Consider the following 26,327-nt stretch of genomic DNA (forward strand, 5'->3'; position numbering starts at 1 on the left):
TGACGCAGTCAGGTCGGGAAATGCTCTAGACAAAGCAAAGGCCCCTCGGATCGACCGAGGGGCCTTTCGTGTCTATGGGCGGACGCGCGCTTAGTCCTTGAACAGCTTGTCGTCGCTGCGCGAGCCGATGCCGGCGATCGCCGCGCCGCCCTGCTCGACCACCGACGACAGGCCGGCGTCGGAGTCGATTTTTCGGGCCTCTTCATCGCGTTCGGCGGGATCGGTCTTGGCGTCGGTCGGGGTCATCGAGGGCGGGGTTTCGGTCTCGTCGTTTGGAAGGCCGGTGGCGGACGGGTCGGACTGGGACATGGTAATCTCCTGGCTGTCCAAATCGAACGCCTCGCCAGCAGGCTGGTTCTCCCCCTTCCTGCGCATCGGATCGACATGCCGTCTGGCGCTAAGGTCCGCCGCGCTGCAAACTAGAGGATCGACCAAGGAGCCCGCCATGACCGTCCCGGACGAGGAGCTATTCGCCTTTGTCGATGGCGAACTGCCGCCCGAGGCCATGGCGCGTATCGAGGCGGCTCTGGAGGGCGATCCCCAACTGGCGCTGCGGGTCGAGACGCAGCGCGCCTTGCGTCGGTTGCTCTCGGGATCCCCCATGGGCGCGGCCGCGACGTCACCTCAAAAGCGGGCCGCCGCCACGACGCCCCGTCCTGGCCCCGCGCCCAAGGTGGCCGAAGTCATCGCTTTCCCCGGCGCTCAAGCCAAGGCCAAGACCAAGCCGACCCCCAAGTCGGCTTCGCCCAGGGTCGCCAGGCCCAAGGCCGAGGCCGGTGGGCGCGGGTCGCACTGGATGATGATCGGCTGCCTGGTGGCGGGGCTGGCGATCGGCCGGCTGGCGGCGCCTTCGCCCCCGACCCTGAGCGGCGCGCAGGACATTCCACCGACCGCCGCCGGACCCTTGGTCAAGGCGCTGAATAGCCAAGCCTCGGGCCAGGTAGCCCTCGTCAAAATTGGCCTGTCGTTCAAGAACAAGGCGGGGCTCTATTGCCGCACCTTCCAGGCCTCGGGCCAGACACCGGTAGCGGGGGTGGCGTGCCGCGAGGCCTCGACCTGGCGGTTGCGGGTGGTCAGCTTCGCCGGCCCGGGGGCCGTGCGGCCAACGGTCGATGCGCTGATCGCCGGCCAACCTCTGGACGCCGCCGACGAGGCCCGGGCCAAGGCGGGGGGCTGGAAAGCCAGATAAGGCGCCGCCCCCCGGCGAAGCCAGGGGGCGGCAGGTCCGAACCCGCGCAGGGGGGAATGCGGGGTGGGTTCGGACCGGCTCGTGGCCGGTCGATCGCGCCCGAGCCTAGAGCATTTCCCGACCTGACTGCGTCAGGCCGTGAGCTCTAATCTTCTGTTTTGACGCATTTTTCTTCACGCGAACCGAAACCACTTCGCTCGAAAAATGCTCTAGACCTTCATGTCCAGGAGGGCGCCCGCCATCTCGTTGGCGGTTCTAGCGACGGCGGCGTTGGCCTTGAAGTCGATCTTGGCCGAGACCTGTTCAACGACTTCGTGCGCCAGATCGACCTTGCTGCCTTCCAGGCTCGAGGCGGCCGTGCGCTGGGCGCTGGCGCTGAGACGATCGGCGGCGGCGAACATGCCTGCGGCGGCGGTGGCGAGTACCTGCACGGACCGTTTCCCTCAAGTTGCTCGCGCAGTGTCTCTCCGCCCGGTTAAGCGCTCTTCACCAAAGAGGGTGAAATTACACGGTTAAGGGGCGCGGCCCGATGAGGAGGCCTGCCCAACGCCGGTTTCTCAGAGATTTTAACCGTTCAGGTTGGGAAAACTCGACAATCCGCGCGCCGGTAGCCAAGGTTCGCGCCTTCGCGGGTCGTCCCCGCCCTTGGAGCCTGCTTGATGCCGTTCTCCCGTCGCGCCGCCCTAGCCGGCGTCGCCCTGCTGCTGACCGTCCAACCCGTTTTCGCTGCTCCCGTTAGCAGGGCGACCGCCGCGAAGGCCGCCGCCAAGCCCGGCTTCACGCCTTCGGCCGACGCCATCCGGGCGCACATGACCTTCCTGGCCGATGACCTGCTGGAAGGCCGCGAGGCCGGCACCCGGGGCTACGACATCGCCGCCAACTACGTGGCCTCGCAATATGCCCTGATGCATGTGAAGCCGGCGGGCGGGAATGGCTCCTACCTGCAGCCCGTGCCGCTGACGGCCTATCGGAACGCTTCGCAGGGCGGGGTGTCATTCACCGGCGCCGACGGCAAGTCGGGCGCCCTGGTGTTCGCCGAGGATTATCTGCCGTCGGCCCAGGCTCGCCAGGCCGAGCTGTCGGTGACCGCGCCGCTGGTCTTCGTGGGCTATGGGATCAGCGCGCCCGAGCGCGGCCGCGACGACTATGCGGGGCTGGACATCAAGGGCAAGATCGTCGTGCTGATGGGCGGCGCCCCCAGCGGTTTCCAGACCGAGGAACGCGCCCACTACGGCAACGCCAACGTCAAGCGGGCCGGGGCGGCCAAGCGCGGCGCGATCGGCGTGCTGATCATGCCGACCACCGGCGGTGAGAAGCGCCGTCCCTTCCAGCGCGGCGTGGCCAACTTTCAGGAATGGCGGATGACCTGGCGCGACGCCCAGGATGTTCCCTATGTGCGCGGCGCCTCTGCCCCCAGCCTGGCCAATCTGAGCCTGGCGGGCGCGGCCAAGCTGTTCGCCGGCGCGCCTGTCGCCTTGGACGCCGTGCTGGCGACCGCCGAGACCCCCGAAGGCCTGGTCAAGGGTTTCGCCCTGCCAATCCAGGCGACGGTCGCTCTAAAAACCGAGATCGAGAAGCGTCAGAGCAGCAATGTCGTCGGCATGATCGAGGGTACGGACCCGACGCTGAAGGCCCAGACCATCATCCTCAGCGCTCACCTCGACCACCTGGGCATCCATGGCGAGGGGGCCGACAAGATCAATAATGGCGCGCTCGACAACGCCTCGGGCGTGGCCACCCTGCTGGAGGTGGCGCGCGGCTTCAAGGAGGCCAGGACCAAGCCCAAGCGCTCGATCGTGTTGCTGGTGGTGACCGCCGAGGAGAAGGGCCTGATCGGCTCGGAATATTTCGCCAACAACCCGACCGTGCCCAAGGCCGGCATCGCCGCCGACGTCAATCTGGACATGCCGGTTCTGCTGTACGACTTCCAGGACGTCATCGCCTTTGGCGCCAACCGCTCGTCGATCGGCCCGGCCGTGGCCCGCGCCGCCGGCCGCGTCGGCATCGGCCTGTCGGCCGATCCGCTGCCGGAGGAAGGCCTGTTTACCCGCAGCGATCACTACCGCTTCGTCGAGCAGGGCGTGCCGTCGGTGTTCCTGATGACCGGTTTCAAGAACGGCGGCGAGAAGGGCTTCAAGGACTTCCTGGCCACTCACTATCACAAGCCCAATGACGACCTGAGCCAGCCGATCGACTATGTGGCCGGCGCCCGCTTCGCCCTGGTCAATTACGAGATCGCCCGCGAACTGGCCGACGCGCCCGCCCGGCCGACCTGGAACAAGGGCGACTTCTTCGGGAACCTGTTCGGCAAGAAGTAGCGCCGCGCTCGCAGCTGGGGACAGGCGCATGCGCCTGTCCCCATTCGCCTTGACCCCATCAGCCGCCTTGACCCCGCCTGCCCGCGGCGCGATCTGTACCCGCGGATGAGCCGGAGACGGGACGCGTGCTGAGTGTGGGAAGCCTGCTGAGGATCGGCCTGATCGCGCCGGCGGTCATGGTGGCCGACGTCTGGCTGGCCCAGCGGCTGTTTCCGGGCTTCAATTCCGGGGCCCAGTTCATCAGCGAGCTTGGCGGACCGGCCGCGCCCAATCCGGCGATCTTCAATGTGGGCATGGTCGTGGCTGGGCTGGCGGGCATGGCGGCGGGGGGCGGCTTCGCCCACGCCCTGCAGGACGCCGGCGGCCGTCGCCAGGTCTCGGCCTTCGCCGGGCTATGGGTGGCGATGACCGGCCTGGGCGCCCTGTTTGCTGGCCTGTTCCACTGGCCCGATCCCATGCACCGCGCCTGCGGCGTGGGCCTGGCCATCCAGTTCGCGCCGCTGTTCACCGCCTGGGCCCTGTGGGGCAAGCCCCAGCACCGCCGGTTGGCCCACTTCTCGCTGGGCTGGTTCTTCGGCCTGCTGCTGGTGCTGGCCCTGCTGACCGGCGTGTGGAACGTGCGCACCGGCTCGGACGTCGGCCTTTGGCAGCGCGCCCACGCGTTCCTGGGCCTGCTGTGGCTGGCCATCGCGTCCTGGAACCTCGACCGCCACTGGCGCTCGCGGCCGACCGACATGGGCGAGCCGCCTGAAGCGTCCGGGGAACCGGACTACGCTTCCGCCGCCTCGTAGCGCGCGACTACTTCCAAGCGTAGTTGAAGCTGATGCTGATCCGCTCTTGCTTGGCGGCGTTGGCTGGCACCTCGTGGCGCAACCAGCTTTCCCACATCAGCACCGCGCCCGGCTGGGGCTGGACGTAGACGAAGGTCTGGCGATCCTCCGGCGCGTCGGCCTGGCGGGTCGGCGCGGCCATCATCAGCGGCAGGCGCGGATCTTCCAGCTTCAGGGCCGAGGCGCCGGGCGGGGTCGCCACATAGACCGTGCCCGACAGCACGCTGTGGGGATGGATGTGGCTGCTATGGGCGCCGCCGGGCTTGAGGATATTGATCCACAGGCTGTCCATCACCAGCCGCCCCCCGGCCAGCTCCAGGTTCAGATCGCGGGCGAACGCCACGGCGTGCTTGTCGAGCTTCTTCTTGAGATCGGCGAACAGGCTGTCGCGTTGCGGCAGGTCATTCAGCGAGGCGTAGGAGGTGTAGCCGGGATAGCCCTTTTCCTTGGCCCAGGCCTTGCCGGCCCGGTCCTCGGAAGCAATCGCCCGGCAGGCGTCTTCCAGCTCGGCGTTGAAGGCGTCGAACCCCTTGTCGGCGGCAAGGCTGCCCTCATAAAGGTGGGTGACGAAGAGCGGGCGCAGGGTCATGGGGCGTCATACCGCCCCGCCGCGTTGACGACAAATCGCGATCGGCGGATGATCGCGCCATGGCCGACGGCGAAATCACCCTGAAGATTGACGAGGCGCTTGCCGCGAGCCTGAAGGCTCGGGCCGCTGCGACGGGTCAAAGTATTGAGGCCGTGGCCGTAGAAAGCCTTGATTTGATGTGTAGCCAGGATCGAGGATTTAACGACAGCGCGGCGCATTGGGACGAAATTCAGCGCATTGTTGACGAAACCGAGCGAGATGGCGGCATTCCTCTGGAAGACGTTGAGCGTTGGGTGGCTTCATGGGACACCGACAACGAACTGCCGCCGCCTGAGCCTCGTCCTAGAACCGCCGGTCGATGAAGGTCGAGATTTCGGCGGCTGCTCGCCGAGATATCCAGTATCTGCGGCGCTGGTTGGCTGGACGTTCGCCCGATACAGCGAAGCGCGCGAGCCAAACCAATAGTCGCTGCGATTGCGAGCCTGAATCAATTTCCGGAACGTGGCCTTAGCGTGCGAGGAGACTTGCGCGAGCTTATCGTGCCCTTCGGCTTGGCCGGCTCTGTCTTGCGGTATGGCATCTTGGCGGACCGCGTCACCATCGCCCGCGTCTTCCACAGCCTGGAACGTCGCTGACTGCCCCAGACTCACCTATATGTCCCCCGTGGACCAAGACACCTTCGCCCCTCCCCCCGCCAACGCCCTGAAGGGCGCCGCCCTGATCAAGGACGAGGTCTCGCGCCTGCCCGACGCGCCGGGGGTGTATCGGATGATCGGCGAGGACGACGAGGTTCTCTATGTCGGCAAGGCCAAGAGCCTGAAGAAGCGGGTGATCCAGTACGCCCAGGGCCGCTTTCACACCAACCGCATCGCCCACATGGTCGACGCCACGCGGTCGATGGTGTTCGTCACCACGCGCAGCGAGGCCGACGCCCTGCTGCTCGAGATCAACCTGATCAAGTCGCTGAAGCCGCGCTTCAACGTGCTGCTGCGCGACGACAAGAGCTTTCCCGAGATCATGATCCGCCGCGATCATGACGCGCCGCAGTTGCGCAAGCATCGCGGGGCTCACACCATCAAGGGCGACTATTTCGGGCCGTTCGCCAGCGCGTGGGCGGTGAACCGGACGCTGAACACCCTGCAGAAGGCCTTCCTGCTGCGCTCATGCAGCGACAGTGTCTACGAGACCCGCTCGCGGCCCTGCATGTTGCATCAGATCAAGCGCTGCGCCGCGCCATGTACGGGACTGGTCGGCAAGGACGACTACCAGGCCCTGGTCGACCAGGCCGAGGCGTTCTTGCGCGGCAAGTCTCGCGCGGTAATGGCGACCATGGCCAAGGCCATGGAAGAGGCCTCCGAGGACATGGAATTCGAGCGCGCCGCCCGGCTGCGCGACCGGATCCGGGCCTTGGCCGCGGTGGCCGCCGAAAGCCAGATCAATCCCGAGACCGTGGACGAGGCCGACGTCGTGGCCCTGCACGTCGAGGGCGGCCAGGCCTGCGTGCAGGTGTTCTTCTTCCGCGCCGGCCAGAACTGGGGCAACCGAGCCTATTTCCCGCGGGTGACCGGCAATGCAGAAGAGGAAGACGCCGAAGACGGTGAAAAGAGCGCCACCGAGGACCAGCGCATCCTCACCGCCTTCCTGGGCCAGTTCTACGACGACAAGCCGATCCCGCGCCTGATCCTGACCAACCTCGAGCCCGCCGACCGCGAACTGCTGAGTGAGGCCTTCTGCCTGAAGAGCGGGCGCAAGGTGGAGATCGCCACTCCCAGGCGCGGCGAGAAGGCCGACCTGGTCGGACACGCCCTGACCAACGCGCGCGAAGCGCTGGGGCGGAAGATGGCCGAGGGCAGCGCCCAGACCAAGCTGCTGGCCGGGGTCTGCGAGGCCTTCGGCCTGGACGGTCCGCCCGAGCGGATCGAGGTCTATGACAACAGCCACATCCAGGGCACCAACGCCGTGGGCGGCATGATCGTGGCCGGGCCCGAAGGCTTCATGAAGGGCCAGTACCGCAAGTTCAACATCAAGAGCACCGAGCTGACCCCCGGCGACGACTACGGCATGATGAAGGAGGTGCTAAAGCGTCGCTTCGCCCGCCTGATCAAGGAAGAGGACGAGGGCGACAGCTCGGCCCGGCCCGACCTCGTCTTGGTCGACGGCGGCAAGGGCCAGCTGGACGCGGCGATCGAGGTGATGGCCGACCTGGGCGTCGATGACATCGCCGTGGTCGGCGTCGCCAAGGGGCCCGACCGCGACGCCGGGCTGGAGCGGTTCTTCATGCCCGACAAGACGCCGTTCATGCTCGAGCCCAAGTCGCCGGTGCTCTACTACCTGCAGCGCCTGCGCGACGAGGCCCACCGCTTCGCGATCGGCGCCCACCGCACGCGGCGCTCGATGGACCTGAAGAAGAACCCCCTCGACGAGATCGAGGGCGTCGGTCCGGGGCGCAAAAAGGCCCTGCTGCATGCGTTCGGCTCGGCCAAGGGCGTGGGTCGGGCCGGGGTCGAGGATTTGGTGAAGGTGGACGGGGTCAGCCTGCCGTTGGCCGAGCGGATCCACGCATTTTTCCGGAAGAGCTAGCGGCTCACCCGCCGCTTGGTTCCCCGCCCCGCGTCCCCACATATGAGCCATCCTCATACCCAAGCTTAGGCCTTGCTCATGTCCACGTCGCTCTATGACCTGACTGTCCCCGTGCTGGTCCGCGCCCTGCGCAACCTTTCGGCCATACTGAAAAAGGGCGAGGCCTTCGCCAAGGAGACGGGTATGGACCCCAAGGACCTGATCGAGGCGCGCCTGTTCCCCGACATGGGCGCCCTGGCCAGCCAGATCCAGCGGGCCAGCGACAGCGCCAAGGGCTGCGTCGTCCGCATCGGCGGCGTCGAGAACCTGGCCATGGCCGACACCGAGACCACCTTCGACGAGCTCCAGGCCCGGATCGCCGCCACCATCGCCTTCCTGGAAAACACCCCGCGCGAGGCCATGGACGGCAAGGAGGGGACGCAAGTGGTGCTCAAGCTCCCCAATGGCGAGTTTCCGTTCACGGCAACGAACTTCGCCTTGGGCTTCGTGCTGCCCAACGTTTTCTTCCACGTCACCACTGCCTACGGCATCCTGCGCCACAAGGGCGTGCCGCTCGGCAAGCTGGACTATCTCGGCGGGCTATAGGTTTAAGTCCTCCCCCTATGGGGGAGGCGATCGCGCAGCGATCGATGGGGGGAGTTTTGGAGCCGATCGCCGGCTTGGCGAACATCCGATCACTCCCCCCTCAGTCGGCCTCGCCGACATCTCTCCCGCAGGGGGAGGACTTCTACGCCGCCTTCGGCCTCAGCGCCCATAGCCCGCCGAAGCTCAACGCCGCCGCGACGGCCAGGTACAGCCCCACCGGCGCTAGCCCGCCTCGCTCGGCCAGGGCCTGGGCGATCATTGGGGCCAGACCGCCGCCAAGAATGCCGCCAATGTTGAACGCCGCCGAGGCGCCGGTGTAGCGCACTCGGGCCGGGAACAGGTCGGGCAGGAAGGCCCCCAGCGGGCCATAGACGAAGCCCATGACCAGCAGGCCCAGGGCCAGGAAGGCGAAGATCACCAGCAGCGAACCGGAGCCCAGCATCGCCGGCAGCAGGGCCCCGACCCCCACGGTCATGGCGCAGCCGGCCATCAGCACCCGGCGCGGACTGCTGGCGTCGGCCCAGTAGCCGGCCGCGACGATGCCAGCGGCCATGAACAGGATGGCCCCCAGTTGCACGCTCAGCATGGCGGTGCGGCTGTAGCCCAGGGTGTTGACGCCGTAGCCGAGCGCGAAGGCGGTCATCAGATAATAGACGGCGAAGCAGCAGATGGCCGCTAGGGTTCCGCACAGGGTGACCCGCCAGTGGTCGCGCAGCAGTTCGCCCAGCGGCACGGCCGGCGGCGCCTCGTGGGCGATGGCGGCGGCGAAGGCGGGGGTCTCGGTCAATTTCAGCCGCACCCACAGCCCCACCCCGACCAGGGCGGCGCTGCCCAGGAACGGCAGGCGCCAACCCCAGGCCATGAACTGCTGCGGCGTCAGGATGACGCCCAGGATCAGGAACAATCCGTTGGCCGCGATGAAGCCGACCGGCGCGCCCAGCTGCGGGAACATGCCGAACCGCGCCCTCCAGCCCGGAGGCGCGTTTTCGACCGCGAGCAAGGCCGCCCCGCCCCACTCGCCGCCCAGGCCAAAGCCCTGTCCGAACCGCAGCAGGCATAGCAGGACGGGCGCCAGCCAGCCGGCCATGGCGTAGGTGGGCAAGAAGGCGATGGCCAGGGTCGAGCCACCCATCAACATCAGCGACGCCACCAGGGTCGACTTGCGTCCCACCCGGTCGCCGAAATGGCCGAACACCGCCGCGCCGATCGGCCGGGCCAGGAACGCCACGCCCAGGCTGGCGAAGGCCGCCATCTGCTGCAGGCTGGCCGACTTGGACGGGAAGAACAGCGAGCCGAACACCAGCGAGGCGGCTGTGGCGTAGATGTAGAAGTCGTAGAACTCCACCGCCGTGCCGACCAGACTGGCGGTCAGCACGCGGCGAGAGGAATTGGCGCCGGGTGGCTGGGTCTCGTCCATGGGGTCTCCCTAGATGCCGGCGAGGGCTAAGCGCGATAAGAACGCAAGGTCAACTGATTGGGTAGAAACCGCCCCAAACCGCGCCTTTTCGAGCAGCCTTGGCGGGATCTGTCCTTCGCTGTCGTCGCAACGCGGCATGGCCATGCCGAAATAGTTTAGTTTTCGAGGAGGCGCACATAGGACGCCAGGTCAGGGACCTTCTGAACCACCGTCCAGAAACGGCGGTCCGCCGTGACGACCCGCGTCCGCTCGCGCACGGCCAAGGCCAGGTAGAGACAGTCGTAGACGGCATGGCCCAGACGTTGAGCCAGCACCGCAGCGGCTTGCAAATCTTCCTCGATCGGGATCGCGGTCACCGGCGCGTTGAACAATTCCGATAGATGCTCGGCGGCCTCCTCGGCTTGGAGCTCGCCCCGCCTCGCGCGCCGCCACAAGGCGCTCGCCGCCTCCAAAAGCCAGAGCGACGGCGCGATCAGGTCTTCTTCCAGCAAGGCGTCGGCGGCGGACTGACCTGGCTCATCCAGAACCCATTTCAGCGCCACGGAGGCGTCGATGACCAGGGTCATCGAGCGTCGCGGTCGGCACGGATCAGGTCAGCGGATTCTCCCGCGATGCGTCCGACGGTCTTTTCACGAAGGCTGGCGGCGCGTTCGCGAAACGCGGCGCGGCCGGCCTTGAGCGCGGCCTCCAGGATCAAGCGATGCTCGGCTTCGGCGCTGCGACCGTTCAGGGCCGCCCGGCGCTTGAGCGCTTCGACGACGTCACGGGGCACTTCGCGAACCAAGAGCTGAGCCATGACGAATGATATCATCTGCTATCATAACGCGCAATCGGCTCCCCATAGCCCTTCCGCTCGCTCATGCGTTAGAACGCCACCATGAAGAACCTGCCCAACATCCTGACCTCCGCGCGCCTGGTCATCGCCCTGTTCATGTTCGTGGCCCTGGCCGCGGCGGCCGGCGGCCTGCCTTGGGTAGGCGACAGCCTCACCACCGCTCAGCAATATTCACTGCAGCGCTGGGCGTTTTGGGCGTTCGTGATCGCCGCCATCACCGACTTCTTCGACGGCTGGCTGGCCCGCAAGCTGGACGCGGTCAGCATCTGGGGCGCGATCCTTGATCCGATCGGCGACAAGATCCTGGTCTGCGGCGGCTTGCTGGGCCTGATGGCCCTGGGCCCCAATCCGCTGGTCATCTTGCCGGCCGGCTTGATCCTGTTTCGCGAATTCGCCGTCAGCGCCCTGCGCGAAGTGAGCGCTGGCAAGGGAATCAAGCTGCCGGTCACCTTGCTGGCCAAGTGGAAGACCACGCTGCAACTGGTGGCCATCGCCGGCGAGATCGTCATCGTCTCATGGAGCGCCTTCAACCTGCCCGACGACAAGGTGCTGTTCGGCTACACGGCCATGGGTGTCCACGGCCTGCTCTGGGTCGCCGCCGTGGTGACGCTGATCACCGGGGCTCAATATTGGGAAGCGGCAAGGAAGGCGCTGGTCTAGGGCGGACCTCAACCTGTGGGGGAGGCGATCGCGCAGCGGTCGGTGGGGGGAGTTTCAGGGCCGTCGAGGGACTTGGCTAGCTGCCGATCCATCCCCCCTCCGTCGCCTTCGGCGACACCTCCCCCACAGGGGGAGGAATTATTCCGCCGCCAGCAGCAGCGCCCCACCGTCATCCTCGACCAAGTCGGGATCGGTCGGGCCGTGCAGCAGCCATTCGGTGTCGGGGGCGGCGCCCGCGCGGGTGCGCTCCGCCTGCATCATCAAGGCCAGCCACGTTACCCCGGCCGTTCGAAACACCATGATCGCCTCCGAAGCGCTCCACCATTGTTGAGAGTGACTCTCAAGAACAGTGGATGCAAGGCGTCATTTCGGTTGGGAGCCTAGGCTGCTTCGGCGGCCTCGACGGCCACGGCCTTGCGCTTGGCGGCGGTGGTGGCCGAGCGCTTCTTGGTCGCCGCTTCAAGGGTGACCTGACGACGCTTCGAGGCTTCCAGTTCCAGCACGGGCAACACTTCGGCCGCGCCGCGGCGCTGGGCCGGCGTACCGACGATGTCGAGGCGACGTGCATTGGCCAGAAGCGAGACCAATTCCTGGTCGTTCAGCAGAGGGATCCGCTCGATCAGGGTCATGGGACACTCCTTGAAATCATAAAATTCTCGCACGGACGCGAGAGACTTAGATCAACGTTCAAGGCGACGCTTGGGGTCCAAAACTATTTTGGATTCAACGAGATTCATTTCGGACTCCTGTGGAGTCACGAATTCACTTGCCGTCCGCGTCTCAGGGCTTCATGGTGGCTTATCGAATTCGCTGCCGTTCGGCCTGCTTTTCCATGCTCTCCTTGTGAGAGCGCCGGACGCGCCTACCGATCCCCAACGAAATTTGATCGTCGAACGGAACGACTCCGGCGACGAATATTGACTACAAGGACTACGAACTATGGCTACCGGCACCGTGAAATGGTTCAACGGCACCAAGGGCTTCGGCTTTATCCAACCTGACGACGGCGGCGCTGACGTCTTCGTGCACATCTCGGCCGTTGAACGCGCCGGTCTGCGTGGTCTGGACGAAGGTCAGAAGATCACCTACGAACTCGAGCGCGACAACCGCTCGGGCAAGATGTCGGCGGGCCAACTGCAGGCTTAATCGCCTCACGCTCACGAGATTTGGAATGGGTCGGCGCTCACGCGCCGGCCCATTTTTCTTGGGCGATTGCCGTATGGACGCCCCGCGTCCAGCGTCGTAACACCCTGAAAGTCCGAGGCAGCGGTCACGGCCCATGCGCTCCTCTCGGCTCCTCATCCTGCTGTGTCTGGCCTCGGCGCTTACCGCCTTCGGGTCTCTGTCGCGCGACACCTTCGATGCCAGCGACCTGGCCGGCCCGCCGCCTCAGGGCCTGGCCGATATTCGCTTCAACGCCACCGACAGCGACGCGGCCATCCGCTTCGCCGCCCCGGCTCGCGGCCGCGCCCTCAAGCAGCGCACCTTCGACGTGCTGGCGCTGTCAGGCGGCGGCTCGAACGGGGCTTAAGGCGCCGGTGTGCTGGTGGGTTGGACCAAGCGCGGCGAGCGTCCGGAGTTCGATATCGTCACCGGGGTCAGCACCGGCGCCCTCACCGCCCCCTTCGCCTTCCTCGGCCCCAGTTGGGACGACCGGCTCACCCAAGCCTATACCGGCCAGGCAGCGGGCCAGATTCTCAAGTCGCGCGGCCTGGGCCTGCTGTTCCATCCCAGCTTCTACGGCGCCGACGAACTGCACCGGCTGGTGGTCTCCTATGTCACCGACGACATGCTTCGGGCCATCGCCGTCGAGCACAGGCGTGGCCGCCGCCTGCTGATCGCCACCACCAATCTCGACACCGAGCAGACGGTGATTTGGGACATGGGGGCCATCGCCAGTCGAGGCGACGCGGCCTCACGCAAACTGTTCGAGGACGTGCTGGTGGCCTCGACCAGCATCACCGGCGTCTTCCCGCCCGCCCTGATCCAGATCGACGGCCCCAATAGCGGGAAGGGGGGCCGACACCTGTCGGAGATGCATGTCGATGGCGGGGTGACCATCCCGTTCTTCGTCGCCCCGGAATCCCTGCTGTTATGGACCGCCGAGAAGGGCATGGCGCGGCCGGGACGGTTGTAGGTGATCGTCAATGGCAAGGTCGGCGGCACGTTCGGCTTCACCAAGGGCGGCGCCCTGTCGATCGTCGGACGGTCGTGGGACGCCATGAGCAAGGCCCTGATGCGCACCCACCTGGCGGCCGGCAGCAGCTTCGCCCGTCGCAACGGCGGCCAGCTGTTCTACAGCGCCATTCCCGATACCGCCGACGTTGACACCTCGGGCCTGGATTTCGCCGCCAACAACCGCAACGCCCTCTTTCAGCTGGGCGTGGAGCGCGCCGAGGCCGGCTGGGCCTGGGCCCTTGCCGATAGCCCGGAGGAAACGCCGGCCGTCCCCGCCGCCGTCCCCGCGGCGCCCGTGATCAGCGGGGGGCGGTGAGCGGATTTGGGGGCCCGTAAGCCGCCGCCACCGCCTCGGCGACCTTGATGCCATCGACCGCCGCCGAGAGGATGCCGCCGGCGTAGCCCGCCCCCTCGCCGGCCGGATAGAGTCCGGCGGTGTTGAGGCTCTGGAAATCCTCGCCCCGGGTGATGCGGATCGGCGAGGAGGTGCGGGTCTCGACCCCGGTCAGCAGCACGTCGGGATGGTCGTAGCCGGCGATCTGGCGGCCGAACACCGGCAAGGCCTCGCGCATGGCCTCGACCGCGAAGGGCGGCAGGCAGGCGGCCAGGTCGGTCATGGTCACGCCCGGCTTGTAGGACGCCGCTACGTCGCCCAGGTCGGACGAGGCCCGGCCCGCCAGAAAGTCGCCGACCTTCTGGGCCGGGGCGGCGTAGGTCGAGCCGCCGGCGGTGTAGGCCAGGCTCTCCCATTTCCGCTGGAATTCGACCCCGGCCAGCGGGTGGCCGGGATAGTCGCGCTCCGGGTCGATGCCGACCACGAAGCCGGAATTGGCGTTGCGCTCGTTGCGCGAATATTGGCTCATGCCGTTGGTCACCACCCGGCCGGGCTCCGAGGTCGCCGCCACCACCGTGCCGCCCGGACACATGCAAAAGCTGTAGACCGTGCGTCCGTTGGCGCAATGGTGGGCCAGGCTGTAGTCGGCCGCGCCGAGGTCCGGGTGCCCGGCATGGGTTCCAAACCGCGCCCGGTCCATCCACGACTGCGGGTGCTCGATCCGCACGCCGATCGAGAACGGCTTGGCCTCGATATGGACGCCCTGGTCGTACAGGACCTGGAAGGTGTCGCGGGCGCTATGGCCGATGGCCAGCACCACCCGCTCGGCGGCCAGATAGTCGCCTGTGGAGAGCTGCAGGCCCTTCAGCCTGCGCGAGCCGTCGGCGGCGGTCTCGACGTCGAAGCCGTCAACCCGACTGCCCCAGCGGTATTCGCCGCCCAGGGCCTCGATGGTCTGGCGCATGGACTCCACCATGGTCACCAAGCGAAAGGTGCCGATGTGGGGATGAGCCTCGGTGAGGATTTCCTCGGGCGCGCCGGCCTTGACGAATTCCTCCAGCACCTTGCGACCCAGGTGGCGGCGATCCTTGATCTGGCTATAGAGCTTGCCGTCCGAGAAGGTGCCCGCCCCGCCCTCGCCGAACTGGACATTGGACTCCGGGTCCAGCTCGCCCCGCCGCCACAGGGCCCAGGTGTCCTTGGTCCGCTCGCGCACCGCCTTGCCGCGATCAAGGATGATTGGCCGAAAGCCCATCTGGGCCAGGATCAGCCCTGCGAACAGGCCGCAGGGCCCCGCCCCGATCACCACTGGACGCGGGCCGTTGAAGCCCTCCGGCGCCTGGGCCGTGAAGCGGTATTCGGTGTCGGGCGTCGGCCGCACGTGGGAGTCGCCGGCTAACCGGGCCAGCACGGCGGCCTCGTCACGCAAGGTCACGTCGACCGAATAGATCATCAGGATCGCCGCCTTGCGACGCGCGTCGTGCGACCGCTTGGCGATGGCGAAGTCCAGCAAGTCGCCGGGCGCCAGGTCCAGCCGCGCTTCGATCGCCGGCCCCAGGGCCAGCGGATCATGGCCCAGCGGCAGTTTTAGTTCGGAAAGGCGCAACATGGCGCGGGTTTAGCGGGAAGAAGGACGGGGCGCGATCCAAAACCTGTCATCCCGGTTCGGGGTTGCGCCGACCCGACTCCGTCTCTAAACGGGCGGCTTAACCTGCAAGATGGTCGGCAGCGGGCGCGCGGATGTGCGCGACCGTGTCTACGCGCGAGTTTTTCCCATGCCCAAACGCACAGACATCTCCTCTATCCTGATCATCGGCGCGGGCCCGATCGTCATCGGCCAGGCGTGCGAGTTCGACTATTCGGGCGTCCAGGCGTGCAAGGCGCTGCGGGCCGAGGGCTACCGGATCATCCTGGTCAACTCGAACCCCGCCACGATCATGACCGATCCCGACGTGGCCGACGCGACCTATATCGAGCCGATCACCCCGGACATGGTCGAGAAGATCATCGCCAAGGAGCGGCCAGACGCCCTGCTGCCCACCATGGGCGGCCAGACGGCGCTGAACACCGCCCTGGCCCTCGAGGCCAGTGGCGCCCTGGCCAAGTACGGCGTCGAGATGATCGGCGCCAAGGCCGAGGTCATCGACAAGGCCGAGGACCGCCAGAAGTTCCGCGACGCCATGGACAAGCTGGGCCTGGAAAGCCCCAAGTCCAAGGCCGCCCACAACATGGACGAGGCCCGGATCGGCCTGGAGTTCGTGGGCCTGCCGGCCATCATCCGCCCCAGCTACACCCTGGCCGGCACCGGCGGCGGCATCGCCTATAATCTCGAGGAATTCGAGGAGATCGTGCTGCGAGGCCTGGACCTGTCGCCGACCACCGAGGTGCTGATCGAAGAGAGCGTGCTCGGCTGGAAGGAGTACGAGATGGAGGTGGTCCGCGACAAGGCGGACAACTGCATCATCGTCTGCTCGATCGAGAACATCGACCCGATGGGCGTCCACACCGGCGACTCGATCACCGTCGCCCCGGCCCTGACCCTGACCGACAAGGAATATCAGTGGATGCGGGCCGCCAGCATCGCCGTGCTGCGCGAGATCGGCGTCGAGACCGGCGGCTCCAACGTGCAGTTCGCGGTCAATCCGGCCGATGGCCGGATGCTGGTGATCGAGATGAACCCAAGGGTGTCGCGCTCGTCCGCGCTCGCCTCCAAGGCCACTGGCTTCCCGATCGCCAAGGTCGCCGCCCGCCTGGCCGTGGGCTACACGCTCGACGAGCTGATGAACGACATCACCGGCGGCGCGACCCCGGCCTCGTTCGAGCCGTCGATCGACTATGTTGTCACCAAGATCCCGCGCTTCGCCTTCGAGAAGTATCCCGGTTCGGAGCCCCTGCTGACCACCGCCATGAAGTCGGTCGGCGAGGTGATGGCCATTGGCCGGACCTTCAAGGAAAGTGTCCAGAAGGCCCTGCGCGGGCTCGAAACGGGCCTCAACGGCTTCGACGAGATTGACATCGCCGGCGCCGACGATCCCGACACCGGGCGGGCTGCGGTGATCCGTGCCCTGGGCACCCCCACGCCCGATCGCCTGCGCGTTATCGCCCAGGCCTTCCGCCACGGTTTGAGCGTGGAAGAGGTCAACGCCGCCTGTTCCTACGAACCGTGGTTCCTGCGCCAGATCGCCGAGCTGATCCGCCAGGAGGGCTGGATTCGTGCCGGCGGCCTGCCGACCGAAGCCCACGCCTTCCGCGCCCTGAAGGCCCAAGGCTTTTCCGACGCCCGCCTGGCCAAGCTGGCCGGCTCGACCGAGACCGCCGTCCGCGCCGCCCGCCATGCCCTGAACGTCCGCCCGGTCTATAAGCGCATCGACAGCTGCGCCGGCGAGTTCGCGGCCACCACGCCCTATATGTATTCGACCTACGAGACCGGCGCCTTGGGCCAGGTTCCCGAGTGCGAGAGCGCGCCCACCGATCGCAAGAAGGCGGTGATCCTGGGCGGCGGTCCCAACCGCATCGGCCAGGGCATCGAGTTCGACTATTGCTGCTGCCACGCCGCGTTTGCTTTGGACCAGATTGGCGTCGAGTCGATCATGGTCAACTGCAACCCCGAGACCGTCTCGACCGACTACGACACCTCCGACCGCCTGTATTTCGAGCCGCTGACGGCCGAGGACGTGCTGGAACTGCTGGATGTCGAGAAGTCCAACGGCACGCTGGCCGGCGTCATCGTCCAGTTTGGCGGCCAGACACCGCTGAAGCTGGCCCAGGCCCTGCAGGACGCCGGCATTCCGATCCTGGGCACCAGCCCCGACGCCATTGACCTGGCCGAGGACCGCGAGCGCTTCCAGCAACTGCTGAACGGCCTGGACATCGCCCAGCCCGAAAACGCCATCGCCCGCACCTGGGACGAGGCCCGCAGCGCCGGCGACCAGATCGGCTTCCCGTTCGTCATGCGCCCCTCCTACGTGCTGGGCGGCCGGGGCATGGAGATCATCCGCGACCACGAGCACCTGGAACGCTACATCGCCAATACCGGCGAGATCTCGTTCGAGCACCCAATCCTGCTGGACCACTATCTGAGCCGCGCCACCGAGGTGGACGTCGACGCCCTGTGCGACGGGACCGACGTGTTCGTGGCCGGCGTGCTGGAGCATATCGAGGAAGCCGGCGTCCATTCCGGCGACAGCGCCTGCTCGATGCCGCCCTTCTCGCTGAGCGCCGCTACGGTGGAAGAGCTGAAGCGCCAGACCGTGAAGATGGCCCTGGCCCTCAATGTGCGCGGCCTGATGAACGTGCAGTTCGCCATCGAGGAGCCGCACTCGGCCGAACCCCGCATCTATGTGCTGGAAGTGAACCCGCGCGCCTCGCGCACCGTGCCGTTCGTGGCCAAGACCATCGGCCAGCCGGTGGCCGCCATCGCCGCCAAGATCATGGCCGGCGAGACGCTGGCCAGCTTTGGTTTGGTCGACAAGCCGTACGACCATATCGCCGTCAAGGAAGCGGTCTTCCCGTTCGCCCGCTTCGCCGGGGTCGACACCATCCTGGGCCCGGAAATGCGCTCGACCGGCGAGGTCATGGGGCTGGACTGGATCCGCGAGGGCGAGGACAGCCTGGCCCCGGCCTTCGCCCGCGCCTTCGCCAAGAGCCAGCTGGGCGGCGGCGTCAGCCTGCCGACCTCTGGCACGGCCTTTGTCTCGGTCAAGGAAAGCGACCGCCCGTGGATCGTCGAGCCGGTGCGCCTGCTGCAGGCGGCGGGCTTCAAGGTGCTCTCCACGGTCGGCACACGCGGCTATCTGGCCGAACAGGGCATCGAGGTCGAGCTGGTCAAGAAGGTGCTGGAAGGCCGTCCGCACATCGTCGACGTGATGAAGAACAGCGGCGTGCAGCTGGTGTTCAACACCACCGAGGGCAAGCAGGCCCTGGAAGACAGTTTCGAGATCCGCCGCACGGCCCTGATGATGAAGGTGCCCTATTACACCACCTCGGCCGGCGCCCTGGCGGCGGCCCAGGCGATCTCGTCGGCCCCCGCCGAGACGCTGGAAGTGCGCCCGCTGCAGAGCTACCAGTAGAAGTTATCCACAGCGCCTGGGTGGAGGCGCGGATATGCCCATGGGCATGTCCGCGACCGGATGCTCCCCTGGACGCTGACAAGCTCAAGGGCGACCGGCGCGAATGTGAGGCCAGAAACGACTGCGCCACGGACGGGGACGCACGCTCACGCCATGGCTTTTGCGGGCCCGGCCAAAGTCGTGGGATGAGTGTGTGTCCCCAACACGTCCCCGTCGGTGCTAGACTGCCTCATCACTGGAAAGGCCCCTCGCCTTGATCGAGCACTATGGCTGGTCCGATCCCCTGCGGCGGGCCTTTGAACCGCACGCGAGCGAGGGGCATGTCCCCGGACGTGTCGTCGTCCAGCAACGTGACGGCTATGGGGTGGCGACCGATGAGGGCGAGCTTCGCGCCAAGCCGTCCGGCCGCCTGCTGCACGAGGCGCGGGAGCTGGGGCATCCCGCCGTCGGAGACTGGGTGGCGCTGTCGCCGAACCTGGCCGAGCGCACCGCCACGATCCACGCCATCCTGCCGCGCCGCACCGTTTTCGTCCGACGAGCGGCCGATAGCGTTCAGACGCTGCAGGTCATCGCCGCCAATATCGACGTCGCCTTCGTCGTCACCTCGCTGAACGCCGACCTCAATCCCCGGCGGATCGAGCGCTACCTCGCCGCCGCTTGGCAAAGCGGCGCGCGGCCCGTGGTGGTGCTGACCAAGTCCGATCTCTCCGACGACCCGCAGGGCCAGGCCGCGCAGGTCGCAGCCCTGGCGGCGGGCTGCCAGGTGCTGACGGTGTCGGCCCGGCAAGGCCTGGGCCTCGACGCACTCCTGGCCCAGGTGGCGCCGGGCGAGACCTGCGTGCTCATCGGCTCGTCCGGGGTCGGCAAGTCCACCCTGGTCAACGCCTTTCTGGGCGAGGACCGGATGGCGACCCAGGAAATCCGCGAGTCCGACGACCAGGGTCGCCACACCACCAGCCATCGCCAGTTGGTCGTGCTGCCGGGCGGCGGTTTGATCCTCGACACCCCCGGCATCCGCGAGGTGGGCTTGATCGACGCCGATGAGGGCCTCAGCATGGTCTTCGAGGACATCGAGAGTCTGGCGGGAAATTGCCGTTTCAGGAACTGCGGCCACGTGCGGGAGCCGGGCTGCGCGGTGCGTGACGCATTGGCCAGCGGCGCGCTCGACCCCGCCCGCTGGGCCCACTTCCAGAAGCTGGGCCTGGAACTCGCAGCGGTGGAGGACAAGGCCGACCGCGTGATCAAGGACACCGAGCGCCGCCGCCTGGCGGCCCTGCAGCAGACCTACCGGGCGACGAAGCGGGAGCAGCGCGGGGAGTGAGACCCGCGCGGAAGACGCTACCTGGCGGCATCGACGGACGATCGCGCATGCCGGAGCACGCCCTGATGGCCCTGGTGGCCCTGGTCGGCGGCCCGGCGCCCTGCCGGCCCGGCCGGTGTTCCGCCACAAGACAAAAAAGCAGCCATTCGGCGCCTGGCTGGCGCTGATCCTCTTCCTGCAAGGGGTCACCCTGATCATCCTGCTGACGATCAAGCGCGCCGACCGTTGAACGACCCGCCACGTCCATGCGTGTAAGGCCCATGCGGCATTTCATCACCGCCCTGATCCTCTCTCTCGTCCCCATCGCGGCCCGCGCCCAGATACCGCCGGCCCTGCCGGCCGAGGCGCTCGTCGAGGTGGTCGATCCGGCCAAGGTCAACTATCTGAAAGCCCACGTGGTCGTCTCGGGGCCGGTCACCGGCCCCTTCACCCTTCGCCTGCCCAACGCGGCCTATCGTGCCCGCCTGTTCCTGGTGGGCGAGAGCCACGGCTCGGCAGCGCCCCAGGCGCTGGACCTGCAACTCCTCACCGAGCTCAATCGCAGGGTCGGCCTGCGCGACTATCTGGCCGAGATCGATCCGGTCCAGGCCGAGCGCTTCAACCGCTACCTGACCACCGGCGACGAGGCCGACCTGGACCGCGTGTTCGCCCATTGGGACCACGCCGCCCAGTGGGGCAACACGCTGTTCAAGGACAAGGTCCGGAAAGTTCGCGCGCTGAACCAGGCCCTGCCGGCCGGCAAGCGGATCCGCTTCTGGGGGATCGACGCCATCCAGTACTGGCCGCTGCTGATCGACTGGCTGACCGCAGCCGGCGCGGCGCCCGACGCCAAGGCGCTGGAGGCCGCTCCCACCGAAAAGGCCAAGGCGGACCTGGCCCTGACCTGGCTGGCCGCGTCCAACGGCGGCGACCCGATCACCCGCGCCGCGCTGCGGGTCGGCCTGACCCAGCGGGCCGCCGGGAACCGCGAGAGCATCATCTTCGCCGGCTACGAACATCTCGTGACCTCGGGCGCCCTGGGCGACCGGCCGGCCTATGGACTGTGGGGCGTGTTCCACGTGCTGCAGTCCTCGGTGAACGGCAATGCGCCCTTCGCCACCCGGGTGCGCCAGTCCAAGCTGCCGGCCGCCCAGTCGATGGTCGGCATCGCCCTGGTCCTGCTCGACAGCACCGTGCTCATTCCCGCGCCAACACCGGAGGGCGTGAAGATGATGCGGATGACCCAGTTCAACACCGACGGCCCGATGATCAAGATGGACGGCTCGGCCGACCTGCGCGCGGCCACCACACCCAATAGCCTGACCGTGTTCAATCTCGCCGCACCGGGCTCACCCTACGCCTCCGGTCCGGACTTCGCGCGCGTCCAGACCACGGTGGGCCAGAACTTCGTCCCCGACGATCCCAAGGCCCCGGCCACCGCCTATCTCGGCATGATCGGCGTCGTGCGCGGCTCAGACTGGGCGCCGCCGCTTTGACCTGGCTTGACTGACTGGAGGTACGGCGGTTTGCTGACGCCAGCAGCGTCAGCGAAAGCAGAGCCCATGATCACCGTCCACCACCTGAACAATTCCCGTAGCCAACGGGTTTTGTGGCTGCTGGAGGAATTGGGCCTGCCTTATGAGGTGAAGCGGTATGAGCGCAACGCCCAGACCATGCTGGCGCCCCCCGAGTTGCTGGCCATCCATCCACTAGGCAAGTCGCCGGTGATCACCGACGGCGACAAGACCATCGCCGAGACCGGCGCGATCGTCGAATACATCATCGACACCTACGGCCAGGGCCGGTTGATCCCGCCGGCCGGCACGCCCGAGCGCCTGCGCTATACCTACTGGCTGCACTATGCCGAGGGTTCGGCCATGACGCCGCTGCTGCTGAAGCTGGTGTTCACCGCCCTGCCCGCTCGCGCGCCCGGCCTGCTGAGAGGCTTGGTCAAGGCCGTTGCCGCCAAGGCCCAGAGCGGCTTCATCGACCCGCAACTGAAGACCCACATCGACTACTGGGACGCCGAGCTGTCCAAGAGCGAATGGTTCGCCGGCCAGGCCTTCACCGCCGCCGACGTGGCCATGAGCTTCCCCCTGGAAGCCGCCGTGGCTCGGGCCGGCGCGGCCTCGCGCCCGAGGGTCAAAGCTTTTCTGGAACAAATCCATGCCCGTCCGGCTTATCGCACGGCGCTCGAACGGGGCGGGCCCTACGATTACGCTTCGTAGAGCTTGACCACCGCCTCTTGCGTTACGGAAACGTGCCTCTTATCCTCTCAGCCCCCGGTCGTGCGCGCCAGCGTCCGGGACGGACTTCCTCCCCTAGGGCGAACCGAGCTAAAATCCGCAATGGAAAAAGTGCCGATGACCGCCGGGGGTTACCAAACCCTCGACGAAGAACTGAAGCGTTTGAAGACGATCGAACGGCCGGCGGTGATCGCCGCGATTTCCGAGGCGCGCGAACATGGCGACTTGTCGGAAAACGCGGAATATCACGCGGCGAAGGAACGTCAGGGCTGGATCGAGGGCCGCATCGCCGAGATCGAGGACAAGATCGCGCGGGCCCAGATCATCGACGTGTCGAAACTGTCGGGCAAGCAGGTCAAGTTTGGCGCGACGGTCAGCGTCGTCGACGAGGACACCGAGGAAGAGGCCCGCTACCAGATCGTCGGCGAGCATGAAGCCGACGTGAAGTCAGGCCGCATCTCGCTGAGCTCGCCGCTGTCGCGCGCCATGATCGGCAAGGAAGTCGGCGAGGTGGTCGAGGTCTATACGCCCGGCGGCGTGAAGGCCTACGAGATCCTCAAGGTCGAGTGGGTCTAGCTTAAGCCCCATTCCAGGGTCATGTCCTTCGACACGCTGACGCTTGATTGCGTTGGCGTGTCGCTTCGCTATGGCCGGGATCGCCGACGTGGTTGAAAACAACAAGCCAGACCTCACGGCCAAGCCGAAGGCCGCGCGCAAGCCGAAGGCGGGCTCGCCGGCCGACGCCGGCCTGTCGCCCCCGCCCCTCAAGCCTCGCGCCAAGGCCCAACCGCGCTCCCGTCCGGGGTCGGTGGAGGTTGAAGCCCAGCCCATGAAGGTTGCCGCCTCGACAGCGGACAGCCAAGCCAAGCCACGCCGCAAGGCCTCGCCCAAGCTGGTCGCCGCGCCGGTCGCGCCCGAAGTCCCCGCCAAGCCGCCGATCGTCATCTGGGCGATCTCGGACGGCCGGGCCGGCATTGAGGCCCAGGCCGTGGGGCTGGCCGAGGCCGTGGCGCGCCAGACGCCCGCTGTCATCGTGGTCAAGCGCGTCGGCTGGAATGGCCGGATCGGCCGCCTGCCCTGGTGGGCCAACTGGCTGCCGCGTCGCTGGCTGACCCCCGAGAGCGAGATCGTCGCCCCCTGGCCCGACCTGTGGATCGCCGCCGGCCGCGCCACCCTGCCGCTGTCGATCCGCGCCAAGCGCTGGTCGGCCGGCAAGACCTATGTCGTGCAGATTCAGGATCCGCGCGTGCCGGCCAACATGTTCGACCTGGTGATCCCGCCCAAGCACGATCGCCTCGCGGGCGACAATGTGCTGGCCATCACCGGCTCGCCGCATCGGGTCACCAGCCAGCGGCTGGACAGCGAATACGAAAGATTCAAGGACCAGATCGACGCCCTGCCCCATCCGCGCGTCGCGGTGCTGCTGGGCGGCAAGTCGCGGGCCTTCGACCTGAGCGTCGAACGCGCGGCCGAGATGGCTCACCAGATCCAGCTGCCGCTGGAGCAGGAGGGCGGGTCGCTGCTGATGACCTTCTCGCGCCGTACGCCCGAGCCGGCCCGCGCCCTGCTGGAGGCCCGCCTGCGGCATCTGCCGGGAATGATCTGGAACGGCCAGGGCGAGAACCCCTATTTCGCCTTCCTGGCGGCGGCCGACTATATCCTGGTCACCGAGGACTCGACCAACATGGCCACCGAGGCGGCCTCGACGGGCAAGCCGGTGTTCATCCTGAAGATGGACGGCCACAGCCTGAAATTCCGGCTGTTCCACCAGGAACTCGAGCGCCAGGGCGCGGCCCGGCCCTATGGCGGGGCCTTCCACGGCTGGACCTACGACCCCGTCGATGAGACGGGACGGGCGGCGGCTGAGGTCGTGGCGCGAATGAATGGGCGCGGAGTGAAAGCGGCGTCCGACGCATAGGGCGAGTTGGCAGGCCTATTGCGCGGCAGGATTGTTCTTGCTATGTTCGCCGCCATGGGCAGCGAACGGCATTCAGTCCCGAGCTTCGGCAAGGCCGGCAGAAACGAGCGGCGAAAGGCCATCGCGACCACGCTGAACGCCTTGGCCGTCGCTTTGGTGATTTCTGCGGTCGTTCAGCCCCTCACCTCGGGTCGCTTGAACATGGGTCTGGTGGTTGGAGCCCTGGCCTTTTTTCTGGTTTTGCAAGGCTTTCTGCACTATGTTTTGGCCCGTGTGGAGGACTGAATGGATCCGTCTATCCAAGTCATTCTGATCTTTGCGGCCGCTGCCGCCCTCACCTTGTTCGCCGCCTGGGCCGTGAGCAAGTTCGGCCCCCGCTGATTCTCGCCATCCTCCAGGCCCGCATGGGTTCAGCGACCCTGCCGGGCGGTGTCCTGATGCCGTTGGCCCGGGCGCCGATGATCGCCCGGCAGATCGAGCGGGCGGCGCGGGCCCGGCGGATCGACACTCTGGTGGTGGTCACCACGCTTTCCGCCGAAGATGACGCGATCGAGACCGCCGTGCGCCGCGAGGCGACCCTCGTGCATCGCGGCCCGGCCAACGACCAGTTGGCCCGACTGGCCGGGGCGTTGAGCGCCTACCCCGCCGATCACGTGGTGCTGCTGGAGGACGGCGCGCCCCTGATCGATCCCGAGATCATCGACGCCGCCATCGACCTTCACCTGACCTCGCATGCCGACCACACCAGTAACCGCTCGCCCGGCGCGGCCTACCCCGTCGGCCAGGGCGTGGAGGTGATCACCGCCGCCGGCCTGCGCCGGATGGCGGGCGAAGGCGCGACGGCCCTGCCCCGCGCGAGCGAGGCGCCCCCCACGCCCGACCGCTGGAGCTCGATGGCCCTGCTGGCGGAGCCGGATCAGGGCGCGGTGCGCTGGGCGGTCGAGGGACCGGCCGACTACGCCTTCGTGGCGGCTGTCTATGACGCGCTTTATCCGAGCAATCGCGCCTTCACCTCGGCCGACGTCCGGGCCTTCCTCGCCAGTCGGGAAGACCTGGCGACGTTCGGTGGGGCCCGGCGGCTATGAGCGCGCCGAGCATCCTCTTCGTGGTCGACGCCGGGCCGACGGTCGGCGGCGGTCACGTGATGCGGAGCCTGACCCTGGCGCGCGCGCTGGAGGCTGAGGGGGCGAGGTGTCTCTTCATCGTGAACCCGGCGGGCAAGGCGATGCTCGACGCTTTCGGCGGCGAGGTCTCGCATGTCGAGACCTATGAAATCACCGAGCCCGCGTTGGTGACGTGTGCGGCGGACATCGCGCGAAACTACGACGCGATCGTCATCGACCACTACGGCCTGTCGGCCGACGACCATCGTCGCATCTCCGACGCCCCTCAGAACTCCCCTCATCCCGGCGAAGGTCGGGACGAGGGGAATGGAGGTGGCCGCCCCACCCTCGTCATCGATGACCTGGCCGACCGCTTGCTGGCCGCCGACCTCGTGCTGGACTCAGGCCCCGCTCGCCGCGCCGAGGACTATGACGGCTTGGTCCCGCGCCGCGCCGAGCTGCTGCTGGGGCCGCACTACGCCCCCGTCCGCCCCGCCTTCGCCGCCCTACGCAAGGAAGCCTTGGCGCGGCGGGCCAAGGCCCTGCCGGTGCGCCGGATTCTGGTGTCGCTGGGCCTGACCGATGTCGGCGGGATCACTGGCCGGGTCGTGGAGCTGATGCTGCCCGCGACCGGCGCCGCTGCGCTGGACGTGGTGGTGGGCGCCGCCGCCCCCAGCCTGCCGCGTCTGCGCGAACGGGCCCAGGCCGAGCCGCGCCTGGTCCTTCACGTCGACACCCAGGACATGCCGCGCCTGACCCTGGAGGCCGACCTGGCCGTCGGGGCCAGTGGGTCCAGCACCTGGGAGCGCTGCGTGCTGGCCCTGCCGACCCTGTCGCTGATCCTGGCCGACAACCAACGGCCGGCGGCGCGGGCCCTGGCCGAGGCCGGCGCGATCATGGGCCTAGAAGCGGCCGCGCTGGACTTCGACGCGACGTTCTCCGCCGCGCTGGGTCGGCTGATCGACGAGCCCGTCCTGCGCGACGCGCTGTCGGCGGCCAGCGCGGCGGTCTGCGACGGACGCGGCGCGGCCAGGGTGGCCGAGCGTTTCCTGGCCTTGATCGGACAGGGAAAGCTCTAGGGCATTTCCCGACCTGACTGCGTCAGGCCGTGAGCTCTGATCTTTTGTTTTGACGCATTTTTCTTCACGCGAACCGGAACCACTTCGCTCGAAAAAT

General features: G+C 67.5%; 29 protein-coding genes. 20 read left to right on the forward strand and 9 right to left on the reverse strand.

Annotated elements, in window-relative coordinates; genetic code table 11:
- Nucleotides 1-90: 90 nt before the first annotated feature.
- Nucleotides 91-309, reverse strand: a complete 219-nt coding sequence (locus ACP7AG_RS15120) for a hypothetical protein (RefSeq protein ID WP_426014523.1) — start codon at nt 307-309, stop codon at nt 91-93.
- A gap of 136 nt (nt 310-445) precedes the next feature.
- Between ACP7AG_RS15120 and ACP7AG_RS15125 the strand changes: the two genes are divergently transcribed.
- Nucleotides 446-1,189: an anti-sigma factor gene (locus tag ACP7AG_RS15125; protein WP_426031804.1), complete on the forward strand. Its 744-nt coding sequence runs from the start codon at nt 446-448 to the stop codon at nt 1,187-1,189.
- Nucleotides 1,190-1,398: 209 nt separating this feature from the next.
- Here the strand turns inward: ACP7AG_RS15125 and ACP7AG_RS15130 are convergent, their stop codons facing one another.
- Nucleotides 1,399-1,620, reverse strand: coding sequence for a flagellar basal body rod C-terminal domain-containing protein (locus ACP7AG_RS15130; protein ID WP_426014519.1), 222 nt, complete (start codon nt 1,618-1,620; stop codon nt 1,399-1,401).
- A gap of 228 nt (nt 1,621-1,848) precedes the next feature.
- Here ACP7AG_RS15130 and ACP7AG_RS15135 point away from each other — a divergent pair, with 228 nt between their 5' ends.
- Both ACP7AG_RS15135 and ACP7AG_RS15140 read left to right on the forward strand, forming a co-directional pair.
- Nucleotides 1,849-3,507, forward strand: a complete 1,659-nt coding sequence (locus ACP7AG_RS15135) for a M20/M25/M40 family metallo-hydrolase (RefSeq protein WP_426031806.1) — start codon at nt 1,849-1,851, stop codon at nt 3,505-3,507.
- A gap of 77 nt (nt 3,508-3,584) precedes the next feature.
- Complete coding sequence (locus tag ACP7AG_RS15140) at nt 3,585-4,298, forward strand: DUF998 domain-containing protein (RefSeq protein ID WP_426031850.1); 714 nt, start codon at nt 3,585-3,587, stop codon at nt 4,296-4,298.
- A gap of 7 nt (nt 4,299-4,305) precedes the next feature.
- On the opposite strand, the gene ACP7AG_RS15145 is transcribed toward ACP7AG_RS15140, so the two are convergent.
- Complete coding sequence (locus ACP7AG_RS15145) at nt 4,306-4,926, reverse strand: TIGR02466 family protein (RefSeq protein ID WP_426031808.1); 621 nt, start codon at nt 4,924-4,926, stop codon at nt 4,306-4,308.
- Between the two features lie 59 nt (nt 4,927-4,985).
- Here ACP7AG_RS15145 and ACP7AG_RS15150 point away from each other — a divergent pair, with 59 nt between their 5' ends.
- The 3 genes from ACP7AG_RS15150 to ACP7AG_RS15160 all read left to right on the forward strand — a co-directional run bounded on the left by ACP7AG_RS15150 (nt 4,986) and on the right by ACP7AG_RS15160 (nt 8,091).
- A complete protein-coding gene (locus tag ACP7AG_RS15150; RefSeq protein ID WP_426031810.1) occupies nt 4,986-5,288 on the forward strand; it encodes an antitoxin in 303 nt (100 codons plus the stop codon).
- A 292-nt stretch (nt 5,289-5,580) separates the two neighbouring features.
- The gene (gene uvrC / locus ACP7AG_RS15155; RefSeq protein WP_426031812.1) at nt 5,581-7,506 is read left to right on the forward strand and encodes an excinuclease ABC subunit UvrC; all 1,926 of its coding nucleotides are present in this window, start codon (nt 5,581-5,583) and stop codon (nt 7,504-7,506) included.
- A 78-nt stretch (nt 7,507-7,584) separates the two neighbouring features.
- Complete coding sequence (locus ACP7AG_RS15160; protein ID WP_426031814.1) at nt 7,585-8,091, forward strand: DUF1993 domain-containing protein; 507 nt, start codon at nt 7,585-7,587, stop codon at nt 8,089-8,091.
- A gap of 142 nt (nt 8,092-8,233) precedes the next feature.
- Here the strand turns inward: ACP7AG_RS15160 and ACP7AG_RS15165 are convergent, their stop codons facing one another.
- From ACP7AG_RS15165 to ACP7AG_RS15175, 3 genes are all read right to left on the reverse strand, one after another.
- Nucleotides 8,234-9,508, reverse strand: coding sequence for an MFS transporter (locus ACP7AG_RS15165; protein ID WP_426031816.1), 1,275 nt, complete (start codon nt 9,506-9,508; stop codon nt 8,234-8,236).
- Nucleotides 9,509-9,663: 155 nt separating this feature from the next.
- Complete coding sequence (locus ACP7AG_RS15170) at nt 9,664-10,074, reverse strand: type II toxin-antitoxin system VapC family toxin (protein ID WP_426014504.1); 411 nt, start codon at nt 10,072-10,074, stop codon at nt 9,664-9,666.
- Entirely contained in the window at nt 10,071-10,304 is a 234-nt protein-coding gene (locus ACP7AG_RS15175; RefSeq protein WP_426014501.1) for a FitA-like ribbon-helix-helix domain-containing protein, read from the reverse strand. Before ACP7AG_RS15175 ends, ACP7AG_RS15170 begins: the two co-directional genes overlap by 4 nt.
- Nucleotides 10,305-10,385: 81 nt before the next feature.
- Here ACP7AG_RS15175 and pgsA point away from each other — a divergent pair, with 81 nt between their 5' ends.
- A complete protein-coding gene (gene pgsA / locus ACP7AG_RS15180; protein ID WP_426031818.1) occupies nt 10,386-11,003 on the forward strand; it encodes a CDP-diacylglycerol--glycerol-3-phosphate 3-phosphatidyltransferase in 618 nt (205 codons plus the stop codon).
- A gap of 138 nt (nt 11,004-11,141) precedes the next feature.
- Here pgsA and ACP7AG_RS15185 read toward each other — a convergent pair whose 3' ends face one another.
- Both ACP7AG_RS15185 and ACP7AG_RS15190 read right to left on the reverse strand, forming a co-directional pair.
- Nucleotides 11,142-11,303, reverse strand: coding sequence for a hypothetical protein (locus tag ACP7AG_RS15185; RefSeq protein ID WP_426014498.1), 162 nt, complete (start codon nt 11,301-11,303; stop codon nt 11,142-11,144).
- Between the two features lie 80 nt (nt 11,304-11,383).
- On the reverse strand, nt 11,384-11,632 hold the full coding sequence (locus ACP7AG_RS15190; protein WP_426014496.1) for a hypothetical protein: 249 nt from the start codon (nt 11,630-11,632) through the stop codon (nt 11,384-11,386).
- A 310-nt stretch (nt 11,633-11,942) separates the two neighbouring features.
- Between ACP7AG_RS15190 and ACP7AG_RS15195 the strand changes: the two genes are divergently transcribed.
- The 4 genes from ACP7AG_RS15195 (at nt 11,943) to ACP7AG_RS15210 (ending at nt 13,497) form a co-directional block, all read left to right on the forward strand.
- Entirely contained in the window at nt 11,943-12,149 is a 207-nt protein-coding gene (locus ACP7AG_RS15195) for a cold-shock protein (RefSeq protein ID WP_007666377.1), read from the forward strand.
- A gap of 133 nt (nt 12,150-12,282) precedes the next feature.
- Complete coding sequence (locus ACP7AG_RS15200) at nt 12,283-12,534, forward strand: hypothetical protein (RefSeq protein WP_426031820.1); 252 nt, start codon at nt 12,283-12,285, stop codon at nt 12,532-12,534.
- A gap of 9 nt (nt 12,535-12,543) precedes the next feature.
- Complete coding sequence (locus tag ACP7AG_RS15205; RefSeq protein WP_426031822.1) at nt 12,544-13,140, forward strand: patatin-like phospholipase family protein; 597 nt, start codon at nt 12,544-12,546, stop codon at nt 13,138-13,140.
- Nucleotides 13,141-13,497, forward strand: coding sequence for a hypothetical protein (locus tag ACP7AG_RS15210; protein ID WP_426031824.1), 357 nt, complete (start codon nt 13,141-13,143; stop codon nt 13,495-13,497).
- Here ACP7AG_RS15210 and ACP7AG_RS15215 read toward each other — a convergent pair.
- Entirely contained in the window at nt 13,481-15,124 is a 1,644-nt protein-coding gene (locus tag ACP7AG_RS15215) for an NAD(P)/FAD-dependent oxidoreductase (RefSeq protein ID WP_426031826.1), read from the reverse strand. The genes ACP7AG_RS15210 and ACP7AG_RS15215 overlap by 17 nt on opposite strands.
- A gap of 166 nt (nt 15,125-15,290) precedes the next feature.
- Here ACP7AG_RS15215 and carB point away from each other — a divergent pair, with 166 nt between their 5' ends.
- The 9 genes from carB to pseG all read left to right on the forward strand — a co-directional run bounded on the left by carB (nt 15,291) and on the right by pseG (nt 26,230).
- Nucleotides 15,291-18,584, forward strand: a complete 3,294-nt coding sequence (gene carB, locus ACP7AG_RS15220) for a carbamoyl-phosphate synthase large subunit (protein ID WP_426031828.1) — start codon at nt 15,291-15,293, stop codon at nt 18,582-18,584.
- A gap of 253 nt (nt 18,585-18,837) precedes the next feature.
- The gene (rsgA, locus tag ACP7AG_RS15225; protein WP_426014484.1) at nt 18,838-19,905 is read left to right on the forward strand and encodes a ribosome small subunit-dependent GTPase A; all 1,068 of its coding nucleotides are present in this window, start codon (nt 18,838-18,840) and stop codon (nt 19,903-19,905) included.
- 260 nt (nt 19,906-20,165) lie between these two features.
- Nucleotides 20,166-21,380: a hypothetical protein gene (locus ACP7AG_RS15230; RefSeq protein ID WP_426031830.1), complete on the forward strand. Its 1,215-nt coding sequence runs from the start codon at nt 20,166-20,168 to the stop codon at nt 21,378-21,380.
- A 66-nt stretch (nt 21,381-21,446) separates the two neighbouring features.
- Entirely contained in the window at nt 21,447-22,112 is a 666-nt protein-coding gene (locus ACP7AG_RS15235) for a glutathione S-transferase family protein (RefSeq protein WP_426014480.1), read from the forward strand.
- 120 nt (nt 22,113-22,232) lie between these two features.
- Nucleotides 22,233-22,706 carry a transcription elongation factor GreA gene (gene greA / locus ACP7AG_RS15240; protein WP_426014478.1) on the forward strand — a complete coding sequence of 158 codons (474 nt, stop codon included), beginning with the start codon at nt 22,233-22,235 and terminating at the stop codon, nt 22,704-22,706.
- Between the two features lie 70 nt (nt 22,707-22,776).
- A complete protein-coding gene (locus ACP7AG_RS15245) occupies nt 22,777-24,048 on the forward strand; it encodes an ELM1/GtrOC1 family putative glycosyltransferase (protein WP_426014476.1) in 1,272 nt (423 codons plus the stop codon).
- Nucleotides 24,049-24,090: 42 nt separating this feature from the next.
- Entirely contained in the window at nt 24,091-24,333 is a 243-nt protein-coding gene (locus tag ACP7AG_RS15250; RefSeq protein WP_426014474.1) for a hypothetical protein, read from the forward strand.
- Nucleotides 24,334-24,437: 104 nt separating this feature from the next.
- Nucleotides 24,438-25,133 carry a cytidylyltransferase domain-containing protein gene (locus ACP7AG_RS15255; RefSeq protein ID WP_426031852.1) on the forward strand — a complete coding sequence of 232 codons (696 nt, stop codon included), beginning with the start codon at nt 24,438-24,440 and terminating at the stop codon, nt 25,131-25,133.
- Complete coding sequence (pseG, locus tag ACP7AG_RS15260; RefSeq protein ID WP_426031832.1) at nt 25,130-26,230, forward strand: UDP-2,4-diacetamido-2,4,6-trideoxy-beta-L-altropyranose hydrolase; 1,101 nt, start codon at nt 25,130-25,132, stop codon at nt 26,228-26,230. The genes ACP7AG_RS15255 and pseG overlap by 4 nt, the downstream gene beginning before the upstream one ends.
- The last annotated feature ends 97 nt before the right edge of the window (nt 26,231-26,327 follow it).

The sequence above is a fragment of the Caulobacter sp. DWP3-1-3b2 genome (assembly GCF_049896325.1).
Lineage (GTDB): Bacteria > Pseudomonadota > Alphaproteobacteria > Caulobacterales > Caulobacteraceae > Caulobacter.

Bases quoted from the DNA above. Each gene is read 5' to 3' on its own strand.
- ACP7AG_RS15120 (WP_426014523.1), bottom strand. From the start codon at position 309: ATGTCCCAGTCCGACCCGTCCGCCACCGGCCTTCCAAACGACGAGACC.
- ACP7AG_RS15125 (WP_426031804.1), top strand. From the start codon at position 446: ATGACCGTCCCGGACGAGGAGCTATTCGCCTTTGTCGATGGCGAACTG.
- ACP7AG_RS15135 (WP_426031806.1), top strand. From the start codon at position 1,849: ATGCCGTTCTCCCGTCGCGCCGCCCTAGCCGGCGTCGCCCTGCTGCTG.
- ACP7AG_RS15145 (WP_426031808.1), bottom strand. From the start codon at position 4,926: ATGACCCTGCGCCCGCTCTTCGTCACCCACCTTTATGAGGGCAGCCTT.
- ACP7AG_RS15150 (WP_426031810.1), top strand. From the start codon at position 4,986: ATGGCCGACGGCGAAATCACCCTGAAGATTGACGAGGCGCTTGCCGCG.
- uvrC (WP_426031812.1), top strand. From the start codon at position 5,581: ATGTCCCCCGTGGACCAAGACACCTTCGCCCCTCCCCCCGCCAACGCC.
- ACP7AG_RS15160 (WP_426031814.1), top strand. From the start codon at position 7,585: ATGTCCACGTCGCTCTATGACCTGACTGTCCCCGTGCTGGTCCGCGCC.
- ACP7AG_RS15165 (WP_426031816.1), bottom strand. From the start codon at position 9,508: ATGGACGAGACCCAGCCACCCGGCGCCAATTCCTCTCGCCGCGTGCTG.
- ACP7AG_RS15170 (WP_426014504.1), bottom strand. From the start codon at position 10,074: ATGACCCTGGTCATCGACGCCTCCGTGGCGCTGAAATGGGTTCTGGAT.
- ACP7AG_RS15175 (WP_426014501.1), bottom strand. From the start codon at position 10,304: ATGGCTCAGCTCTTGGTTCGCGAAGTGCCCCGTGACGTCGTCGAAGCG.
- pgsA (WP_426031818.1), top strand. From the start codon at position 10,386: ATGAAGAACCTGCCCAACATCCTGACCTCCGCGCGCCTGGTCATCGCC.
- ACP7AG_RS15185 (WP_426014498.1), bottom strand. From the start codon at position 11,303: ATGGTGTTTCGAACGGCCGGGGTAACGTGGCTGGCCTTGATGATGCAG.
- ACP7AG_RS15190 (WP_426014496.1), bottom strand. From the start codon at position 11,632: ATGACCCTGATCGAGCGGATCCCTCTGCTGAACGACCAGGAATTGGTC.
- ACP7AG_RS15195 (WP_007666377.1), top strand. From the start codon at position 11,943: ATGGCTACCGGCACCGTGAAATGGTTCAACGGCACCAAGGGCTTCGGC.
- ACP7AG_RS15200 (WP_426031820.1), top strand. From the start codon at position 12,283: ATGCGCTCCTCTCGGCTCCTCATCCTGCTGTGTCTGGCCTCGGCGCTT.
- ACP7AG_RS15215 (WP_426031826.1), bottom strand. From the start codon at position 15,124: ATGTTGCGCCTTTCCGAACTAAAACTGCCGCTGGGCCATGATCCGCTG.
- carB (WP_426031828.1), top strand. From the start codon at position 15,291: ATGCCCAAACGCACAGACATCTCCTCTATCCTGATCATCGGCGCGGGC.
- ACP7AG_RS15230 (WP_426031830.1), top strand. From the start codon at position 20,166: ATGCGGCATTTCATCACCGCCCTGATCCTCTCTCTCGTCCCCATCGCG.
- ACP7AG_RS15235 (WP_426014480.1), top strand. From the start codon at position 21,447: ATGATCACCGTCCACCACCTGAACAATTCCCGTAGCCAACGGGTTTTG.
- greA (WP_426014478.1), top strand. From the start codon at position 22,233: ATGGAAAAAGTGCCGATGACCGCCGGGGGTTACCAAACCCTCGACGAA.
- ACP7AG_RS15245 (WP_426014476.1), top strand. From the start codon at position 22,777: ATGGCCGGGATCGCCGACGTGGTTGAAAACAACAAGCCAGACCTCACG.
- ACP7AG_RS15250 (WP_426014474.1), top strand. From the start codon at position 24,091: ATGTTCGCCGCCATGGGCAGCGAACGGCATTCAGTCCCGAGCTTCGGC.
- pseG (WP_426031832.1), top strand. From the start codon at position 25,130: ATGAGCGCGCCGAGCATCCTCTTCGTGGTCGACGCCGGGCCGACGGTC.